The sequence below is a fragment of the Neorhizobium vignae genome (assembly GCF_000732195.1).
GTDB classification, from domain to species: domain Bacteria; phylum Pseudomonadota; class Alphaproteobacteria; order Rhizobiales; family Rhizobiaceae; genus Neorhizobium; species Neorhizobium vignae.
The window spans coordinates 611,783-629,103 of sequence record NZ_JNNU01000002.1; the positions used below are offsets into that span (position 1 = coordinate 611,783).

The following is a 17,321-nucleotide window of genomic DNA, read 5'->3' on the forward strand; positions in this document are numbered from 1 at the left end:
GATGAACGAAAAGAGAATTCAGCCCCTGTCGCGCGATGCAATGGCCTATGTGCTTGCCGGCGGCCGAGGCAGTCGCCTGAAGGAACTCACCGACCGCCGCGCCAAGCCTGCCGTCTATTTCGGCGGCAAGGCGCGCATCATCGATTTCGCGCTGTCGAACGCGCTGAATTCCGGCATCCGCCGCATCGGGGTGGCGACGCAGTACAAGGCCCATTCGCTGATCCGCCACATGCAGCGCGGCTGGAACTTCTTCCGGCCCGAGCGCAACGAGAGCTTCGACATCCTGCCCGCCTCCCAGCGTGTCTCCGAGACGCAATGGTATGAAGGCACCGCCGACGCCGTCTTCCAGAACATCGACATCATCGAAGCCTATGCGCCCGAATACATGGTCATCCTCGCCGGCGACCACGTCTACAAGATGGACTACGAATACATGCTGCAGCAGCATGTGGACAGCGGCGCCCAGGTCACCGTAGGCTGCCTGGAAGTGCCGCGCATGGAAGCGACCGGTTTCGGCGTCATGCATGTCAACGAGAAGGACGAGATCATCGCCTTCGTCGAAAAACCCGCCGATCCGCCCGGCATTCCCGGCAATCCGGATTTCGCGCTCGCCTCGATGGGCATCTACGTCTTCCACACCAAGTTCCTGATGGACGTCCTGAAGCGCGATGCGGAGACCCCCGGCTCCAGCCGCGATTTCGGCAAAGACATCATCCCCTATATCGTCGAGCACGGCAAAGCCGTCGCCCATCGTTTCGCCGATAGCTGCGTCCGCTCCGATTTCGAGCGTGAGCCCTACTGGCGCGACGCCGGCACGGTCGATGCCTACTGGCAGGCCAATATCGACCTGACGGAAATCGTTCCGGGATTGGATATCTACGACAAGTCCTGGCCAATCTGGACCTATGCGGAAATCACCCCACCGGCGAAATTCGTCCACGACGACGAAAACCGCCGTGGTTCGGCGACCTCCTCGGTCGTATCCGGCGACTGCATCATTTCCGGCTCGTCGCTCAATCGAAGCCTGCTGTTTACCGGGGTGCGCGCCAATTCCTATTCCCGACTCGAAGGCGCGGTCGTGCTGCCGAATGTCAGGATCGGACGACGCGCGCAGCTTCGTAATGTCGTCATCGATCACGGTGTAACCATTCCTGAAGGCCTGGTGGTCGGCGAAGATCCCGAACTCGATGCGAAGCGTTTCCGCCGCACCGAAACCGGTATCTGCCTGATCACCCAGGCAATGATCGACAAACTGGATCTGTAACGTCTTATGCAAGTGCTTTCGGTCGCGTCCGAAGTCTATCCGCTCGTGAAGACCGGCGGGCTGGCCGATGTGGCCGGCGCGCTGCCGCTTGCCCTGAAGGGGCATGGCGTTTCGGTCAAGACGCTGATGCCCGGTTATCCGGCGGTGATGCGCGTCGTCAAGGACGCCAAGCTCCGTCTGAGTTTCGAAAACCTGCTCGGCGCCAGGGCCGACGTGCTCGAAGTCGAGTATCAGGGCCTCGACCTCCTGATCCTCGATTCCCCGACCTTTTTCGATCGGCCCGGCGGCCCCTACGTCGACGCCGCATCCAAGGACCACTTTGACAACTGGCGGCGCTTCGCGGCCCTCTCCAAGGCCGGCGCCATGATCGCCCAAGGGGCGATGGCGGGCGGCGAAAAGGGCTGGCGACCGGATGTCGTCCATGTGCATGACTGGCAGGCGGCGATGGTACCGGCCTATATGCGCTATTCCGCAGAACCCGAAGTGCCGACCCTCATCACCATCCACAACATCGCTTTCCAGGGCCAATACGGCGCCGATATCTTCCCCTATCTCGAACTTCCTGCCCATGCCTACGGCATCGAGGGCGTCGAATATTTCGGCGGCGTCGGTTTCCTGAAGGCCGGCCTGCAGACGAGCTGGGCGATCTCCACCGTCAGCCCCTCCTATGCCGAGGAAATCCTCACCCCCGAATTCGGCATGGGGCTGGAAGGCCTGCTGACCCTCCGCCAGGGCGATCTCCACGGCATCGTCAACGGCATCGACGCCGACATCTGGGACCCGGCGACCGACCCCGCCGTGAAGGCCCACTACAATGCCACCACGCTGAAGACCCGCGCCGAGAACAAGCGGGCGGTCGCCGAACGCTTCGGCCTCGACCACGAGGCCGGGCCGCTCTTTTGCGTCATCTCGAGGCTCACCTGGCAGAAGGGCATGGACCTTCTGGCCGAAACGCTTGATGACCTCATAGGCATGGGCGGGCGGCTAGCGGTGCTCGGCTCCGGCGACCGGGCGCTCGAAAACGCCTTCCACGCCGCGGCAAAACGCCATCCCGGCAAGGTCGCCGTTCTTTCCATCTATGACGAGCCGCTTTCCCACCTGATGCAGGCGGGCTGCGATGCGATCGTCATCCCCTCCCGCTTCGAGCCCTGCGGCCTCACTCAGCTCTACGGCCTGCGCTACGGTTGCATTCCCGTCGTCGCCCGCACCGGCGGCCTGAACGACACCGTCATCGACGCCAGCCACGCGGCAATCGCCTCCAAGGCCGCGACGGGCGTCTCCTTCGGGCCGGTCACCACAGACAACCTGCGCCGGGCGCTTCGCCGCACCGTTGGCCTCTACCATCAGCCGAAGGTCTGGACGGGGATGCAGAAGCAGGGCATGAAATCCGACGTCTCCTGGGAAAAGAGTGCCGGGCTATACGCCGAGCTCTACAAGACCCTCATTGCCAAAAAAGGATCATGACCATGATCAAGACCGTTTCGACGACACCCTTTCAGGATCAGAAGCCGGGCACCTCCGGCCTGCGCAAGAAGGTTCCGGTCTTCGCGCAGGAAAACTACGCGGAGAACTTCATCCAGTCGATCTTCGACAGCCTCGAGGGGTTCGAAGGCCAGACGCTGGTGATCGGCGGCGACGGCCGCTACTACAACCGCGAAGTCATCCAGAAGGCGATCAAGATGGCCGCCGCCAGCGGCTTCGGCAAGGTCATGGTCGGTCAGGGCGGCATCCTTTCGACGCCGGCCGCATCCAACATCATCCGCAAGTACAAGGCCTTCGGCGGCATCATCCTCTCGGCCAGCCACAATCCCGGCGGCCCGACCGAGGATTTCGGCATCAAGTACAATATCGGCAATGGCGGACCGGCCCCGGAAAAGATCACCGACGCGATCTTCGCCCGTTCCAAGGTCATCGATACCTATAAGATCGCCGAGGTCGCCGATCTCGATCTCGATGCGATCGGGACCTTCGACGTCGCCGGCATGGCGGTCGAGGTGATCGATCCGGTCGCCGACTATGCCGAATTGATGGAACAGCTCTTCGACTTCCCGTCGATCCGGTCGTTGATCGCCAGCGGCGTCAACGTGGTCATCGATTCGATGGGCGCCGTCACCGGCCCCTATGCGCGGCAGATCCTCGAAAACCGCCTCGGCGCCCCGGAAGGCTCGGTGCGCAACGCGGTTCCCCTGCCGGATTTCGGCGGCCACCACCCGGACCCGAACCTCGTCCACGCCAAGGAACTCTATGACGACGTGATGAGCCCCGGCGGACCGCATTTCGGCGCCGCGTCAGACGGCGACGGCGACCGCAACATGATCGTCGGCAAGGGCATGTTCGTCACCCCTTCCGACAGCCTGGCGATCATCGCCGCCAACGCCACCGTGGCGCCGGGTTACGCCCGCGGCATCGCCGGCATCGCCCGCTCGATGCCGACCAGTGCCGCCGCCGACCGCGTTGCCGAAAAGCTCGGCATCGGCATGTTTGAAACCCCGACCGGCTGGAAATTCTTCGGCAACCTGCTCGACGCCGGCATGGCGACCGTCTGCGGCGAGGAAAGCTTCGGCACCGGCTCCGACCACGTGCGCGAGAAGGACGGCCTCTGGGCGGTGCTCTTCTGGTTGAACATCATGGCCGCCCGCAACGAAAGCGTCGCCGAGATCGTCAAGTCGCACTGGGCCGAATACGGCCGAAACTACTATTCCCGCCACGACTACGAAGAGGTCGATTCGGACGCTGCCAACCTCCTGATCACAGCCCTGCGCGAAAAGCTCTCTACCCTCCCCGGCCAGACTTTCGGCGCTCTGAAAGTCGCAACCGCGGACGACTTCGCCTATCACGACCCGATCGACGGCTCGGTCTCCAAGAACCAGGGCATCCGCATCCTCTTCGAAGGCGGCTCCCGCGTCGTCTTCCGCCTCTCCGGCACCGGAACTTCGGGCGCGACGATCCGCGTCTATGTCGAGCGCTACGAGCCGGACGCGTCCCGCCACGCGATCGACACCCAGGAAGCGCTCGCCGACCTCATCACGGTCGCCGACCAGATTTCCGACCTCCGCAGGAGGACAGGCCGCGACAAGCCTACCGTGATTACGTGAGCCTATGGCAAAAGCGACGATCCAGGGCGGCGTGACCTTGACAGCAGACGGCGCCGAGTTCGCCGTCTGGTCCCACAATGCCGAGCGGATCGAACTCTGCCTTTTCGATGCCGAGGGCAAACGGGAAACCGCCCGCCACCGCCTGGTGCGCGGTCGCGACGACATTCATCGCATCTCGGTGCCGGCGCTCGGTGCCGGCGCCCGTTACGGCTACCGTGCCTGGGGCGCCTACGATCCCGACAACGGCTCCTGGTTCGATTCGTCGAAACTGCTCGTCGATCCCTATGCCCGCGAGCTCGACCGCCCCTTCCGCCACGACGCCCGGCTCTCGATGTTCGGCGTCGATACCGCCGATCTGGTGCCGAAGGCGGTCGTCACGCGCGATCCGCTCGCCAAGATCGGCCGTCCGATCCTGCCGCCGGGGGGCTTCGTCTACGAGGTCGCGGTCAAGCCCTTCACTATGCTCCATCCGGCGATCCCGGAAAAACAACGGGGCACGGTCGCAGCCCTAGCCCATCCCTCGATCATCGCGCACCTGAAGAAGATCGGCGTCGATGCGATCGAGCTGATGCCGATCACAGCTTGGATCGACGAACGCCACCTTCCCCCGCTCTGCCTCACCAACGGCTGGGGCTACAATCCGGTCGCCTTCATGGCGCTCGATCCGCGCCTCTGCCCCGGCGGCATCAGGGAACTGCGCGAGACGGTCGCAACGCTGCACCAGGCCGGCATCGGCACCATCCTCGACCTCGTCTTCAACCATACCGGAGAGAGCGACCGCTTTGGCGCGACGCTCTCCATGCGCGGCCTCGACAACCGCTCCTATTACCGCCATGTCCACGGCGAACCCGGCCATCTGGTCAACGATACCGGCACCGGCAACACGGTCGCCTGCGACCACCCTTATGTCCGCCGGCTGATCATCGACACGCTCCGCCATTTCGTCGTCCATGCCGGCATAGACGGTTTCCGCTTCGACCTCGCCCCGATCATCGGCCGCACGGAAAGCGGTTTCGAGGCCAAGGGAGAGACGCTGAAGGCAATGATCTCCGACGAGGCGCTGAAGGACCGCATCCTGATCGCCGAGCCCTGGGATATCGGCCATGGGGGTTACCAGCTCGGCAATTTCCCGGAACCCTTCCTCGAATGGAACGACCGCGCCCGCGACGACATGCGCCGCTACTGGCGTGGCGACCAGTGGACGACGGGCGCGCTCGCCACAAGGCTCTCCGGCTCGTCGGATATTTTCGAAAAATCCGGCCGCAGCCGCACTGTCAACTTCCTCGCCGCCCATGACGGCTTCACGCTGATGGACCTCGTCTCCAACGAGCATAAGCACAACGAGGCGAACGGCGAACAGAACCGCGACGGCCACGGCGAAAACTTTTCCTGGAACAACGGCATCGAAGGCGAGACCAACGATGCTGCCATCAACGAGAATCGCCGCCGCGATGTCGCGGCCTTGCTCTCCACCCTGTTTGCCAGCCGCGGCACGGTCATGCTGACCATGGGCGACGAAGCCGGGCGCAGCCAGCGCGGCAACAACAACGCCTATTGCCAGGACAATGCGATCACCTGGTTAGACTGGAGCAAGATCGACAAGACGCTGATCGAACACACCGCCATGCTCGCCGCGCTCCGAAAACGCTTCGCGGTCTTTTCGGAAACCTCCTTCTTCACCGGCAACGGCGATGTCGAATGGCTGTCCGCCTCCGGAAAGCCCATGGAAATCGGCGACTGGGAAAATCCCGGCAATCCGGTGCTCGGCATGGTGCTGAAGACGCTCGACCGGCAGACCGACAGAGACACCCGCATCGCCATTCTCTTCAACCGCGGCCACGAGCAGGTAAGCTTCGCGCTTCCCGGCTGGGGATGGAAACATTTTACCTCCCGCGAGCTATGGAATCAGGTGCTTCCCGCCCGTTCGGTCCGTTTCTGCATCGAGGATTGACGCACCGCAAAAATCGCTCGCCAACCAAGGCAAACCCTGTAAAGTCCGCCAGCCATCAAAGCAGTTCCGGGAAAGTATCAAGCGGTATTCCGTCGGAAATTGCGTCAGCTTTCGGGAAGAAATCAGTGAGGTCGCATGCGTGAAATTTCGCTAACCGAGGTCGGGGGTCTGGTTGGCACGGAAGTCGGCGTATCGGATTGGCTCACGGTGGATCAGCCGATGATCGACCTCTTCGCCAAGGCCACCCACGACCACCAGTTCATCCATGTCGATCCGGAAAGGGCAGCTGCCGAAAGCCCCTTCGGCGGCACCATCGCCCACGGTTTCCTGACACTGTCGCTGCTGTCTGCCATGAACTTCGACTGCGTGCCGAGGATCCGTGAACAGACGATGGGCATCAATTACGGTTTCGACCGTATCCGCTTCATGTCGCCGGTCAAAAGCGGCAGCCGCATCCGCGGCCATTTCACGCTGGCCGAGACCCGCTTCCGCGGCGCCGGCATGCTGATGACCACCTACGACATCTCGATCGAGATCGAGAACGAGAGGAAACCGGCGCTGACCGCCATCTGGATCACCATCATCCAGTTCGATCCGAAAGACCGGCCCGAAGGAGTGTAACCGCCATGGCGTCCGAAGAGGAAATCAGGCAGGCGTTCCGGGAACAGATTGTCGGAGGCCAGATCCTCGGATCCCCTTTTACGGCGCGGCTCGGCAAGTTGATGCTCGAACATCTCGACCGATCGACCGAAGTGGGCAGGCGAATTTTGAGCTGGGAAGGAGATCCTGCCACACGCGGCGACCTGGTGCCGACGCGCCTCGCCGGCGCCCTGCATGCGCTGGTCATCGATGGCAAGGACGATCGCCTGAAGGCAGCCTATCCGCCGAACGATGTGAACGACGACGTGCTTTGGATGGCGATCGCCAGGGCCTTCGAAACCCATGAAGGCTTCATTCTCGAGCGCCTGAATTTCGCCCCGCAGACCAACGAGGTGCGCCGGTCGAGCAGCCTGCTCGCGGGCTTCCTCACCGTCACCGATCTGTTCGGCAAGCCGCTGATCCTGTCGGAATTCGGCGCCAGCATGGGCCTCAATCTCAATTGGGACCGCTACCATTACGATCTCGGCGGTTTCCTCTGGGGCGATCCGTCCTCGCTGGCCGACTCAAGCCCGATTGGCAGGGTCCGCCCCCGCCCGATGTAGAGATCACCATTACGGACCGCGCCGGCTGCGACCTCAACCCGCTCGACCCGAACTCCCCGCAAGACAGCCTGCGACTGCTGTCCTACATCTGGGCCGACCAGGCGGACCGGGTGGAACGCACTCGAGCAGCGCTGCAGATCGCCAGAGAGCACCCCGCTCTCGTCGAAAAGGGCGACGCGCTTGCCTGGCTGCGCGACAAGCGGCTGAAGGTACTCGAGCCCGGCACAGTCCATGTCGTCTACCATTCGATCGCCTGGCAATACCTGCCGCCGGACGCCCGCGCTGTGGGCGAGACAATCATCGCAGAAGCCGGCCGCCGTGCGACGGAAGATGCCCCACTCGCCCGGCTGCAGATGGAAATGGACGACGATCCGGACAGCGCAGCACTCAGTCTGCAGATCTGGCCGACTGGCGAGACCCGCGAACTCGGCCGCATCGATCCCCACGGCCGCTGGGTAAGGTGGAAGGGCTGGGAAGCTTGAGCGACCTGAATCCCGCCGAGATCGAGCAGACGAAGCTCCTGGCGAACGCGCTGGATCGGGCCTCGACGGCCTGTTTCACGGTCGGGATTGCAACACCGCTTGCCGGCTACGTCTACAATCTGGCAGTTTTCAATACTATGTCCGGTTCTCGTATGATTTTCAGCCTCGTCGGTTGGCTTTTGAGCGCTGTGCTACTACATTACTTGGCAAGACGAGCACTCAGGAGACTAGCCTGATGGATTTCTGGTTTTTTTACTCCGTGGTCTTGCCCGCAGTCATCGTCCTGATCGGCTACATAGCCGTGCGCCTGCACGAGTGGGATCTCGACCGCAAGCACAAACCTCGCCAGCCCGGCGAGTGATCCCCGCTGCCTAAGCTCCCATTTCCATCAGCACGAAACCGATGAGCGGCAACAGCGCCGCGCCGATCGTGATGTAGGCGGTGCGGGTCGGCGTCAGGCCGAAGCCCGCGCCGGAAATGCCGGCCCCGATCAATCCGGCGATCGGGATCGAGAGGCCCCGGTCGATCCCCGGCACCAAGAAGGCGATCGCTCCCGCGACCGACGCGCAGGCGCCGATCAGGGCACCTTTCCAGATCTCGATTCCGGAAAGCTTTGCGGCAATCGCCCCGCCGATCACCGCCGCAACGACGGCAATTGCCATCAGTGTGAATTGTCCCATGACATCCTCCCCATTCTCATGAGAAGAGTGAGGTTCTGTAAGAGCAAGTCAAGTGAGGCTATTGTCTTAGACGGCCGCGTCCTGCGCGCCTTCTGCCAACAGGCCGAAAGCATAGTCCGAAAACGACCGCCAGACCTCCACGCGGAACGCGTCCTCCACGGTCCGCAGCAGCACGATCTCGACCTTGCCCAGAATGGTCCGCGAGCAGGCGCCGACCGGGAAGACCTTCAACGACAGATCCTGCGGGCAGCCGGCATTGATCGCCGCCGCAGCGCCAGGGCCAGACACCAGGATCGCCGTGTTGCGGTGGGAAACATCCGTTGCCGAATGCAGCGCGCCGGAATTCTTCGCGGCCTGCATCAGCCCGCCGTTCGCCTCCGCGATTACCAGCCATTCGTCCGGCCCGAGCCACAGCGCCGAGCGGCCATGAGCGGATGCCGAGGCTTTCGGCCTGACCGGCAGATCGACGCCGAGCGCCGAAGAGAGCGCCGCGACATCCTCGGCCCTGGCGCGCAGCGAAATGCGCTCGGCGGGCGGTGCGGCTTCGAGACGGACGGTCGACGAACCGCCGTGGAAGCCGGAAAGAGGCGAAGTGCGGTTTGCCAGATCAGCCATGGATGCGGCCTCCATCCTTGTCGAAGAACACCATGTCGGTCACTTCCACTTCGATCGTCCTGTCTTTCAGCGGCACATGGAGCGTCTCGCCGATCCGCGCCCTTCCGCCGGCGACCAGCGCCAGCGCGATCGAGCGACCGCAATTCTCCGACCAGTAGGCGGAGGTCACATGGCCGAGCATGGTCATCGGCTTGGCCTGGTTGGGATCGGCGACGATCTGGCCGCCCTCCTCCAGCACCAGCGACGGGTCCTTGGTCAACAGCCCGACGAGCTGCTTGCGCCCCTCGCGCACCAGGTCCGGCCGCTTCAGCCCGCGAATACCGACGAAATCCGGCTTCTTGGAAGACACCGCCCAGCCAAGCCCCGCATCGTGCGGCGTCACCGTGCCGTCCGTATCCTGTCCGACGATGATATAGCCTTTTTCGGCGCGCAGCACGTGCATGGTCTCGGTGCCGTAGAGGCAGGCGCCCATCGGCTCGGCTCGCTCCCAGATTGCCTTCCAGACGGCCGGGCCGTAGTCGGCGGGCACGTTGATTTCGTAACCCAGTTCGCCGGTGAACGAGACGCGGAAGAGTCGCGCCGGCACGCCCATCACGCTGCATTCCGCCACGCTCATATGCGGAAACGCCTCGTTGGAAATATCGACGCCCTCGACGAAGGGCTGGATGATCTCCCGCGCCTTCGGCCCCTGCACGGCGATGACGGCCCATTGCTCGGTGGTCGAGGTCAGCCATACCCGAAGATGCGGAAATTCCGTCTGCAGATAGTCTTCCATGTGATGCAGCACGCGCGGCGCGCCGCCGGTCGTGGTCGTCACATGGAAGCGGTCTTCGGCAAGCCGGCCGACGACGCCGTCGTCATAAACGAAACCATCCTCGCGGGTCATGATCCCGTAGCGGCTCTTGCCGGGCTTCAGGTTGTCCCAGGCATTCGTATAGAGGAGATTGAGGAACTGCGCCGCATCGGGACCGACCACCTCGATCTTGCCGAGCGTCGAACCGTTGAACACGCCCGCCACTTCGCGCACCGTCCGGCACTCACGGTTGACGGCGGCCAGCATGTCCTCGCCGCGCTTCGGGTAATACCAGGCGCGCTTCCAGTTGCCGACATCCTCGAACTCGGCGCCCTCGGCAGTTTCGAGCGCGTGCATCGGCGTCTTGCGCGCCGGATCGAAGAGTTCTCCGCGCGAATGGCCGACCAGCGTGCCGTAGGTAACCGGCGTATAGGGCGCCCGGAATGTCGTCAGCCCCACCTGCGGGATCGGCCGGTCGAGCATTTCGGCGGCGATGGCGAGGCCGTGCATGTTGGAAAGCTTGCCCTGGTCCGACGCCATACCGTTGGTGGTAAAGCGCTTGATATGCTCGATCGAATGCATGCCTTCGCGCACCGCAAGGCGGATGTCCTTGGCGGTCACGTCATGCTGGAAATCGACAAAGGCTTTTACCGTCGTATCCGGCCCCGCGCCTTCCGCCGCACCGATCATGCCGCCCGTCCATTCGAACCGGTTCTCTCCGGACAGCCCGACCGAACCGCCGCCTGCCGCAATCGCCTCGTCGATCAGTTCGGCCAGATCGTCCGTGCCGTTGCAGGAGCCGACGGAAACGCAATCCTGCGCATAGATATTCGGCAGGAAACGCTGGTTGACGTCGTCGAACCGCAGTTTTCCGCGCGACTGCGAAAACAGGTGCACAGAAGGCGTCCAGCCGGCCGAAACGATCAGCGCATCGACAGCTATTCTGCGGGCATCGCCGCCGCCGTTGCGCGCCACGGTCATCGAGGAAATCCGCAGCCGGCCGCCGGTATCGGTTACCGAATGGCCGCTGAGCACGGATATGCCGAGCCGACGGGCTTCCGCCAGCAGTGCCTCGCCGGGATCGGCACGGCAATCGACGATCGCCGCGATCGAGACGCCCGCCCGCTTCAGGTCGAAGGCGGCCTCGTAGGCCGAATCATGCGCCGTATAGACGCCGACCTGTCTGCCGACCGCGACGCCGTGATGGTTGAGGAAGGTGCGTGCAGCAGACGCCAGCATGATGCCCGGGCGGTCGTTATTGGCAAACACCATGTGCCGCTCGATCGAACCGGTCGCCAGCACCACTTTTTTCGCCCGCACCTGCCATAGCCGCTCGCGCGGCAGGTCCTTGCCGGGCTTGGCGACATGGTCGGTCACCCGCTCCGCGAGGCCGAGGAACCCATGATTGTAATAACCGAACACCGTCGTGCGGGTCAGCACCGTCACGTTCGGCATGGCCTTCAGCTTTGCCGCCGTCGCCTGCGCCCAGTCGTAACCGTTCTGCCCGTCGATCGTGGTCGCCGCGTCGTAATGCAGCGCGCCGCCGACTTCCGGCTGTTCGTCGACCAGGAAAACGCTTTGCCCCGTCGCAGCCGCCGAAAGCGCCGCCGTCAAACCGGCAACGCCGGCGCCGGCGATCAGCACGTCGCAATGGGCGTAGCGGTTGGCATAGTGATCGGGATCCTCTTCCGTCGGCGCGACGCCGAGGCCGGCCGCCCGTCGGATGAAGGGTTCGTAGATCTTCACCCAGGCCTCGCGCGGCCACATGAAGGTCTTGTAGTAGAAGCCGGCCGCAAAGAACGGCGAGAACAGATTGTTGACCGCTCCGACATCGAACTTCAGCGACGGCCAGCGGTTCTGCGAGGCGATCTTCGCCCCGTCGAAGACTTCCTGCACTGTCGCCCGCACGTTCGGCTGACGCCGTGCCGCATCGCGCGATACGTCGATCAGCGCGTTTGGTTCTTCCGGACCGGCAGACAAGATGCCGCGCGGCCGATGATATTTGAACGAGCGGCCAAGCAGATGCACGCCATGCGCCAGGAGCGCCGAGGCAACCGTATCGCCTTCCAGCGCCGTATAACTCTTGCCGTCGAAGGTGAAACGCGCCGTGCGGGCGGGCGTCAACCGGCCCGCACCCTTGATGCGGAAGGTGCCTGAATTGGAGGAAGCGCTCATCGTGCGTCTCCTTCGGTCGCTTCATAGGTCTCAACGGTCTTTTCGGAGGCCCCGGTTTCGGGGAGCAGCTGCTTCGGCATTCCCGCCTTGTAGGTCGTCAGGAACCTGTCGCTCACCGTGTCGCGCGCCGCATTGAAAAACCGGCCGCAGCCGTGGATATGCCGCCAGCGTTCATAGGTGAGGCCTTTTTCGTTGTTGCGCAGGAAGAAATATTCCGCGAATTCCTCGTCCGAAATCGCTGAGATGTTCTCCGGCCGCGCAATATGCGCCTCGCCGGCCCAGCGGAATTCCAGTTCCGAGCGGTCTTCCTCGCAATAGGGGCAATGGATCAGCAGCATCTTGATGTCCCTGTATTAATGCGCGACGGCGGCAGCCGCCGCCTCGTCGATCAGCCGTCCCGTCCGGAACCGGTCGAGCGTCAGCCCTGCCGCCAGCCGGTGTGGCTCGCCCTTGGCGATGAGATGCGCGAAGAGATTGGCCGAACCCGGCGTCGCCTTGAAGCCGCCGGTGCCCCAGCCGCAATTGACGAACAGGCCCGGCACCGGCGTGACGCCCTGGATCGGCGAACGGTCCGGCGTGTTGTCGGTAATGCCGCCCCACTGGCGCATCATCTTCACCCGCCGGAAGATCGGGAACAGCTCGCAGATGGCGTCGAGCGTGTGGGTGATGATCTGCAGCCCGCCCGTCTGGGAATAGGAATTGTACTGGTCGGTGCCCGCGCCGATGACGAGTTCGCCCTTGTCCGACTGCGAGATATAGGCATGCACCGTGTTCGACATGACGACGCAGGGGAAGATCGGCTTCAGCGGCTCCGAGACCAGCGCCTGCAGCGGAGTTGAATGGAGCGGCACCCTGACGCCCGCCATCTCCATCACGACGGAGGAATGCCCGGCGGCCGAGACGCCGATCTTCTTCGCCCCGATAAAGCCCTTGCTCGTCTCGACGCCCAGGACCTGGCCGTTCGGGCCGCGACGGATGCCGGTCACTTCGCAATTCTGGATGATGTGAACGCCGCGATCCGAAGCCGCGCGCGCATAACCCCAGGCGACCGCATCGTGGCGGGCCGTGCCGCCGCGCCGCTGCAGCGCGGCGCCGTTGATCGGGTAACGCGCCGTCTTGGCAATATCGAGCGGCGGCACATAGGCCTTGGCCTGTTCCGGCGTCAGCCATTCGTTGTCGATGCCGTAGAGCCGGTTCGCATTGATATGCCGCTTGAAGCTCTGCATGTCGTGGGTGTTGTGCGACAGCATCATCACGCCGCGCGGCGAATACATGACATTGTAGTTGAGATCCTGGCTCAGCCCCTCCCAGAGCTTCAGCGAATGCTCGTAGATGTCCATGCTCTCTTCATAGAGATAGTTGGAGCGGATGATCGTCGTGTTGCGGCCGGTATTGCCGCCGCCGAGCCAGCCCTTTTCGATCACCGCGACATTGGTGATGCCGTGTTCCTTGGCCAGGTAATAGGCAGCGCCCAGGCCATGCCCGCCGGCGCCGACGATGATCACGTCGTATGCGCTGCGTGGCTCCGGCGAGGTCCATTGCGCTTCCCAGCCCTTGTGGGCACGCATCGCCTCGCGGGCCACGGCGAAAACCGAATATCTGCGCATCTGGCCTCGAACTCCTCGGATCGTCAGCCCTAATCGCAGGGCCGGCATTTGGGTAGTGCCATACCCATCGCAAATCAATATGCGTCGCAATGGCTCTATTGCGACGCATTCGCCTTCTCCATCGACACGGGCAAGATCGTCCACCGATTGGAGGATATCCAACCGAAGTGCCGGAGGCTGCGGCGCCCGGCCGAGATCTTGCGAAACCGGCCCGGACAACCACCGGATCAGTCGCCTCCGGCTGGGTGGCATTCGGATCATCGGCCGCGACAGGCTCTTCCCATTCATGCAGCCCCGCAAAAGGCGGCCGAATTGGCGCAATCAACCTTAATGCGTCTGGACTTTGCACATCTCTTCTGCTATTTGCCCTCATCAATCGCACGGCTCCAGGCCGGGCGGACGTTATTCTTTCGCCTCGAATCGTACCGATCCAGGCGAGCAACAAACCAAAGGAACGGGATTCACGTGCAGGTACTAGTCCGCGACAACAACGTCGACCAGGCGCTCCGCGCTCTCAAGAAGAAGATGCAGCGCGAAGGCATTTTCCGTGAAATGAAGATGCGCGATTATTACGAGAAGCCGTCGCAGAAGCGTGCCCGTGAAAAGGCAGAGGCTGTTCGTCGCGTTCGCAAGCTGGCCCGCAAGCGCATGCAGCGCGAAGGCCTGATTGCAGCTCCGGCTCGTACGGTTCCAGCACGCCCGGCTCGTTGATCGGCCGTTTTTTGGACGTTTTCATGTGCTCTCAGGGCGGTGGCGACATGGGCGCCGCCGCTCTTTTGATTTGGTCCGAGACTTCCAATGCCTTTGCCCCGACATGAGGAAATGCGCCTGATGGCCGCCAAAAACACCGTTCTCTATCGTGGAACCGAAATTTCCGGCCTCTTGAACCATGTTTCTCCCGTCCGTCGCAAAACAGCGTTACCTGCCGCACTGATCGCCCTTCTGGCGCTCGCCGGCTGCTCGACCACGACCTCGACCGACATGATCACCGTCGATCGCGCCCAGGGGTCCCAAGAGAACATCGCCTCGCTCTCTTCCGTCATCAGTTCCAGCCCGCAGGATCCGGAAGCCTACAACGTCCGTGGTACCGCCTACGGACGCGCCGGCGAGTTTTCGAAGGCGCTGGAGGATTTCAACCGCGCCATACAGCTCAATCCGCAGTTCTACCAGGCCTATGCCAACCGCGCCCTGGTCTACCGCAACATGGGCAAGCCCGTCGAAGCGGCCAACGACTATAACCGCTCGCTGCAGATCAACCCGAACTACGACGTCGCCTATATCGGCCGCGGCAATATCTATCGCCAGGCCGGCCGTACCAACGAAGCCTTCAACGACTTCAACAAGGCGATCCAGCTGGAAACCACCGACGGCCGCGCCTGGCACAATCGCGGCCTGATCTACCAGCTGCGCGGCCAGCACGCCCAGGCGATCGACGATTTCTCGAAAGCCATCTCGCTGTCGGCGAATTCGCCGGAGCCCTATAACGGCCGCGGCATTTCCTATGTCGCCTTGAACGACGACGACAACGCGTTTGCCGACTTCAACCGCGCGATCGAGCTCAACGACAAGCTCGCCGAATCCTGGGCGAATCAGGCACTGGTCTATGAGCGCCGCGGTGACAAGGCGCGCGCCTACAAGTCCTATTCGCACGCCATGCGTCTCGACCCGAACTACAAGCCGGCCCAGGACGGCGCAGCCCGCACCCGCGCCAGCACCTGATATCCCGCCTGTCGGCCGAGCTGATTTTCGCTCTGCCTCAGATATAAAGCGCCGCCATCTTGCGCCAGGCACCGGCCCGGTGCGCGCGGCCGTTCCAGACATGCATGCGATGCCCGACACCCTTTTCGGAGAGAACCTGGCTGAGATGCTGGTTGTTATCGAGGAACGGGTCGGCATCGCCGATCGTCAGCACGATCTCCACCTGCCGCAGCCTTTCGAGCTGCCATCCGCTGCTGATCCCGGGCAGGAAATGCGACGGGGTGTGGAAATAGACGGTATCGTCGTAGTATCCGTCGAGCAGGTCGCCGAACGCTTCGACCTTTAGCGTCAGATCATAACGTCCCGAAAACGCGACGAGCTTGCGGAACAAATGCGGATGGCGAAAGGCGATGCTGGCCGCCTGGAAGGCACCGAGGCTGCAGCCCTGCACGATCGTGCAGTCATGTCCGTTTCGGCTAGCCATCAGCGGCAGGACCTCGTTGAGGATATAATCCTCGAATGCCGCGTGCCTGCGGATCCGCACCGAGGGATGCTGGTTTGCGTCGTAAAAGGTCTCGGCCGCCAGTCCGTCGACGCAATAGAGCTGCAGCTGGCCGGCGCGGACCTTGTCGGCGAGGCTTCCGACGATGCCAAGCTCTTCATATTCCCAGAAACGCCCCTCGCGGGTCGGGAACATCAGCACCTTGGCGCCGGCATGGCCGAACACCAGGAGTTCCATGTCTCGATGGAGCCGCTGGCTGTACCAGCGCAGATATTCGCGGTTCATGACACCTTGAAAAACTGTCCGACCCTCTCGCGAAGGGCCGCCTCTTGCAACACGCTACCAGGATAATCGAAATGTCCGGCGTCCAGGATGAAGATTTCATTAAATTTTGATTTCGGAATTGCGTTGGCGACGGCGAACTGGCAGGGCGGCGCAACCGCGGGATCGAACAGCGCGACGCTCGTCAACATCGGCACCGTGATGCGGCTCGCCGCCACCGCCGAATCATGAAGGCGCAGCGTCTTCAACGCATTGCCGTATTTCGCCTGATAGGCCTGGACGGAGGCAGCGCTGCCGATGCTTTTCAGCTTCAGCCGCAATTCCTGGTGCCCGAAGGTCGGCAGCGACAGATGCCCGCGGTCGATCCGGCTGTCGAAGGGGATGGCAAGCCCGCCGATGCCGCCGCCGAAGCTGATGCCGCTGTAGCCGATATGGCCGGACAGCCAGGGATAGAGGGCAATCAGCATGCTGACCGCGACCCACAGGTCGTCGACGCAACCTCCGATGATGTAGCGGTCCGGCTTGTCGATATCGTGCAGAACATGCCAATGGGAGTCCGGCGAGATCGGCGGGCGGCTGCTGCGGGACATGCCGCGGAAGCAGGGAAACAGGACGGCGCTTTCTTCGACCGGAATATCGAGATCCGGCGCATCGCGCCCGCCATATCCATGGCCGACGACGAGCCCGCGCCTGATCTTCCCCTCCCGCGGCAAAAGAAGCCAGCCGCCGATCGGAAACCGGCCGGTGGACATATAGGCAATGTCGAAGACATGCCATTTCGGATGGTCGAGCCCGCTCTTGCGCAGGCCCGGCTCCGGATCGACGGTCATCGCCCGCCGGTAGCGGTCCTTCCAGAACGTATAGAAACCCTGCGGCGCCGGAGGCGGCACCACGGCCTGAAGCTCTTTCAGCCCCATGCCATAGGTGGGATCGAAATCGAAAGGGTGACTGGTGGGGATGGTCATGCTCGAAAAA

At 63.1% G+C, this 17,321-nt stretch carries 16 protein-coding genes and 1 pseudogene; 10 read left to right on the plus strand and 7 right to left on the minus strand.

Translation table 11 applies throughout. The annotated features are described in order from the left end of the window. The first annotated feature begins 1 nt into the window (after position 1). The 8 genes and pseudogenes from glgC to GQ59_RS33275 all read left to right on the plus strand — a co-directional run bounded on the left by glgC (position 2) and on the right by GQ59_RS33275 (position 8,355). Entirely contained in the window at positions 2-1,264 is a 1,263-nt protein-coding gene (gene glgC, locus GQ59_RS03125) for a glucose-1-phosphate adenylyltransferase (protein ID WP_037077261.1), read from the plus strand. 6 nt (positions 1,265-1,270) lie between these two features. Next, positions 1,271-2,728, plus strand: a complete 1,458-nt coding sequence (glgA, locus tag GQ59_RS03130; protein ID WP_037077262.1) for a glycogen synthase GlgA — start codon at positions 1,271-1,273, stop codon at positions 2,726-2,728. A gap of 2 nt (positions 2,729-2,730) precedes the next feature. Continuing rightward, a complete protein-coding gene (locus tag GQ59_RS03135) occupies positions 2,731-4,359 on the plus strand; it encodes an alpha-D-glucose phosphate-specific phosphoglucomutase (RefSeq protein WP_037077264.1) in 1,629 nt (542 codons plus the stop codon). Between the two features lie 4 nt (positions 4,360-4,363). Next, positions 4,364-6,310, plus strand: a complete 1,947-nt coding sequence (gene glgX, locus GQ59_RS03140) for a glycogen debranching protein GlgX (RefSeq protein WP_037077266.1) — start codon at positions 4,364-4,366, stop codon at positions 6,308-6,310. 135 nt (positions 6,311-6,445) lie between these two features. Then, positions 6,446-6,931, plus strand: a complete 486-nt coding sequence (locus GQ59_RS03145) for a MaoC family dehydratase (RefSeq protein ID WP_037077269.1) — start codon at positions 6,446-6,448, stop codon at positions 6,929-6,931. A 5-nt stretch (positions 6,932-6,936) separates the two neighbouring features. Beyond that, positions 6,937-7,994, plus strand: a pseudogene (locus tag GQ59_RS03150) (DUF2332 domain-containing protein). Further along, on the plus strand, positions 7,991-8,230 hold the full coding sequence (locus GQ59_RS03155; RefSeq protein ID WP_051903751.1) for a hypothetical protein: 240 nt from the start codon (positions 7,991-7,993) through the stop codon (positions 8,228-8,230). Before GQ59_RS03150 ends, GQ59_RS03155 begins: the two are co-directional and overlap by 4 nt. Continuing rightward, the gene (locus GQ59_RS33275; protein ID WP_280114028.1) at positions 8,230-8,355 is read left to right on the plus strand and encodes a hypothetical protein; all 126 of its coding nucleotides are present in this window, start codon (positions 8,230-8,232) and stop codon (positions 8,353-8,355) included. Before GQ59_RS03155 ends, GQ59_RS33275 begins: the two co-directional genes overlap by 1 nt. 10 nt (positions 8,356-8,365) lie before the next feature. On the opposite strand, the gene GQ59_RS03160 is transcribed toward GQ59_RS33275, so the two are convergent. From GQ59_RS03160 to GQ59_RS03180, 5 genes are all read right to left on the minus strand, one after another. After that, a complete protein-coding gene (locus tag GQ59_RS03160; RefSeq protein WP_037077271.1) occupies positions 8,366-8,674 on the minus strand; it encodes a hypothetical protein in 309 nt (102 codons plus the stop codon). 66 nt (positions 8,675-8,740) lie between these two features. Then, complete coding sequence (locus tag GQ59_RS03165; RefSeq protein ID WP_037077273.1) at positions 8,741-9,289, minus strand: sarcosine oxidase subunit gamma; 549 nt, start codon at positions 9,287-9,289, stop codon at positions 8,741-8,743. Then, the gene (locus GQ59_RS03170; RefSeq protein WP_037077275.1) at positions 9,282-12,257 is read right to left on the minus strand and encodes a sarcosine oxidase subunit alpha; all 2,976 of its coding nucleotides are present in this window, start codon (positions 12,255-12,257) and stop codon (positions 9,282-9,284) included. Before GQ59_RS03170 ends, GQ59_RS03165 begins: the two co-directional genes overlap by 8 nt. Next, complete coding sequence (locus GQ59_RS03175; protein WP_037077276.1) at positions 12,254-12,595, minus strand: sarcosine oxidase subunit delta; 342 nt, start codon at positions 12,593-12,595, stop codon at positions 12,254-12,256. The genes GQ59_RS03170 and GQ59_RS03175 overlap by 4 nt, the downstream gene beginning before the upstream one ends. A 15-nt stretch (positions 12,596-12,610) precedes the next feature. Beyond that, entirely contained in the window at positions 12,611-13,864 is a 1,254-nt protein-coding gene (locus GQ59_RS03180; protein ID WP_037077278.1) for a sarcosine oxidase subunit beta family protein, read from the minus strand. Positions 13,865-14,329: 465 nt separating this feature from the next. On the opposite strand from GQ59_RS03180, the gene rpsU reads away from it, so the two are divergent. Continuing rightward, positions 14,330-14,575 carry a 30S ribosomal protein S21 gene (rpsU, locus tag GQ59_RS03185; protein ID WP_037077280.1) on the plus strand — a complete coding sequence of 82 codons (246 nt, stop codon included), beginning with the start codon at positions 14,330-14,332 and terminating at the stop codon, positions 14,573-14,575. Positions 14,576-14,695: 120 nt separating this feature from the next. Beyond that, on the plus strand, positions 14,696-15,583 hold the full coding sequence (locus GQ59_RS03190; RefSeq protein WP_152564199.1) for a tetratricopeptide repeat protein: 888 nt from the start codon (positions 14,696-14,698) through the stop codon (positions 15,581-15,583). A gap of 37 nt (positions 15,584-15,620) precedes the next feature. Here the strand turns inward: GQ59_RS03190 and GQ59_RS03195 are convergent, their stop codons facing one another. Together GQ59_RS03195 and GQ59_RS03200 are read right to left on the minus strand one after the other, a co-directional pair. Then, the gene (locus GQ59_RS03195; protein WP_037077282.1) at positions 15,621-16,349 is read right to left on the minus strand and encodes an esterase family protein; all 729 of its coding nucleotides are present in this window, start codon (positions 16,347-16,349) and stop codon (positions 15,621-15,623) included. Further along, entirely contained in the window at positions 16,346-17,311 is a 966-nt protein-coding gene (locus GQ59_RS03200) for an acetylxylan esterase (RefSeq protein WP_037077284.1), read from the minus strand. The genes GQ59_RS03195 and GQ59_RS03200 overlap by 4 nt, the downstream gene beginning before the upstream one ends. Positions 17,312-17,321 lie beyond the last annotated feature (10 nt).